Raw genomic sequence first — 2364 nt, forward strand, 5'->3', positions numbered from 1 at the left:
TGACGGCGCTCAGCGAATTTCCCCAGTCCTGCTCGTTGAAACTCCCCAGGTCGCGGGGTTAGGTTAGCGCAGGTTTGTGCCGGTGGTGATGCGGCGTAGTTCGTCGGATGCTGCGGTGTGGTTGCGGAGCCGGTAGGAGGCTCCGTCGAGGGTGACGACGACGGAGCGGTGCAGGAGTCGGTCGAGCATCGCGGCGGCGACGGTGGTGTCGCCGAGGATCTCGCCCCAGGCGCCGACGGGCCGGTTCGTGGTGATCACGATCGACGTTTTCAGGTAGCGCTGGTTGATGACCTGGAACAGCGCTGACGCGGCCTCGGCGGGCAGCGGCAGGTAGCCCAGTTCGTCGATCACGAGCAGCGTCGGGCCGGCGAAGAACCGCATCATCGTGCCCCACTTGCCCTCGATCGCGGCGCGGTGGCAGCGGGCGGCGAGGTCGGCGGCGGAGGTGAAGTAGGTGCGGTAACCGGCCTGCACTGCCGCGTGTCCCAGGCCGGTGGCGAGGTGTGTTTTCCCGACGCCGGGCGGGCCGATGAGGAGCACGTTGGTTGCGGTTTCGAGGTAGCGGCAGGTGCCCAGCTCGGCGAGCAGTGACCGGTCGATGCCGGAGGCGGCGTCGAGGTCGAAGTCGTCGAGGGTTGCGCCGGTGGGGAGGTTGGCGAACCGGAACCGGCCGGCCAGGCGGCGGGCGTCGGTGGCGGTGACCTCGACGGCGAGCAGGTGCTCGAGTGTCTGGGTAAGCGACCAGCCCTCGGCCTGCGCCTGGTTGAGGACGCGCGGCAACGCCTCGGCTGCGTCGGCGAGCTTCAGTTCGGCTAGGTGGCCTTTCAGCTGCTGGTAGATGCTCGCCGACGTCGCTGCGGTCATCGTGGTCGAGGCGGTCTGGGGTGTCGTCGGTGTTGTCATTGGAGGGTGTTCCTGTTCTTCGCGGCCTGCTCGTAGGCGGCCAGGTTGATCACGGTTGTGGTGGGGGCTGGGGTGCCGGCAAGTTCTGCGGCGGCGGTGCGGGCGCCGGTCCCCGGCGGGATGCGTTCCTTCTTCCGGTGAGGGCGCCCGGGAGGCGCCGACGCCAAGGCGATCGCTTCGAGTGCGGTGACGTGTCCGCTGTCGCGGATCGTCACCCCGAGCCCAGGCTCGGCGATCTGGTGTCGGGCGAGCACGATGCCGGAGATCGTGGCGATGTCGATTGTCGCCGCGCCGAGCCGTTGATAGACAACAACCTTCGTCGCGGCCAGCTCGGGCGGGACGGAGTAGCGGTTGCCGCGCCAGTCGATCAGCGCCTGCCTTGTCGCAGTGCGCTCTTCCGTCACGACGACGGGGAACAACGTCGGGGGCAGCGGGGCGAGGCGTTCCGCGGCGAACATGACCGCCGCGGTCGTGGACCCATCCCGACCCTCACGGCGCCGCCCGTCCTGGCTGGAGGCGAAAGTGGTGAGGCTGTGCTGCGCCTGCTCGGGTGTGAGCTCATCGGCCAAGTTTCGCCACCACCGCTGCGCCGCGGTGTGGTTGTTCTTCTCCACCACCCCTTTTCGGTTCCCGGAGCGGGGCCGGCATGCAACCACGCTGACGGCATGATGTTTGGAGAACGCGGCAAACATCGGCGTTAGATCACTCGTCCCGGCCTTCAGGACCGTGCTCATCCGGTCGAACCGCCAGGTCTTCGTCACACCGCCCAGCAGGCCCAGCAGCACCGTCATCGCGGCCAGCAGGTGCGGCTGGTCCATCGATGGTGAGATCACCGCCCGCCAAACACCGGAGTGCGCCAGCGATCCCACGAGGACGTAGGCGCGTTTCGTGGGAAACACCCACCCGATCGGCGCGTCGGGCAACTCGACCCAGTCGAACTGGGTCTCTTCCCCGGGCGGGTGCTCGATGATCGCGTTCGGTCGTTTCGTCACATGCGCGCAGGCCGTGCATGTCGGCCGCAACCCGCGATCCCGAACCTGGCGAGTCAGCGTCGGGTAGGAGCCGGTAAAGCCCAGCGGTCGTAACTCGTCGAGCAGTGTCACCGCCCAGAGGTGGGGATCTTCGGTAAGCCTCGCCGTGACATAGGCGATGAACTTGTCGAACAAGTCCGAAGTGGCACGTTTGCGTTGCCCCGGGGCGGCCTGTCGGGCCAGATAAGCCCGGATCGTTTTGCGGTCGTGGTCGGTGCGGCGGGCGATCTCACTGATCGTCATCCCTTGTCGTTTGAGCGCGTGGATGTCCACGTCGTCCTCCTCTGAAAGCATAGGAACAGGGCCTTTCTCGAGCTGGTGTGTGGTCGAAGACCATCAGCATCGAGGGAGGCCCGCTTCTATGCGCGGAAGCGACCCGGGGTGGGGAATTTCAGTGAGCAGAACTGGGGAATTTCAGTGAGCGCCGTCA

2 protein-coding genes are annotated in these 2364 nt (G+C 67.0%); both read right to left on the reverse strand.

Translation table 11 applies throughout. From position 1 onward, the window contains the following. Positions 1 to 63: 63 nt before the first annotated feature. Positions 64 to 903, reverse strand: coding sequence for an IS21-like element helper ATPase IstB (gene istB / locus B7R24_RS16690; protein ID WP_116420185.1), 840 nt, complete (start codon positions 901 to 903; stop codon positions 64 to 66). After that, positions 900 to 2228: a Mu transposase domain-containing protein gene (locus B7R24_RS16695; protein WP_116429915.1), complete on the reverse strand. Its 1329-nt coding sequence runs from the start codon at positions 2226 to 2228 to the stop codon at positions 900 to 902. The genes istB and B7R24_RS16695 overlap by 4 nt, the downstream gene beginning before the upstream one ends. Positions 2229 to 2364 lie beyond the last annotated feature (136 nt).

The sequence above is a fragment of the Subtercola boreus genome (assembly GCF_003399645.1).
GTDB lineage: Bacteria > Actinomycetota > Actinomycetes > Actinomycetales > Microbacteriaceae > Subtercola > Subtercola boreus_A.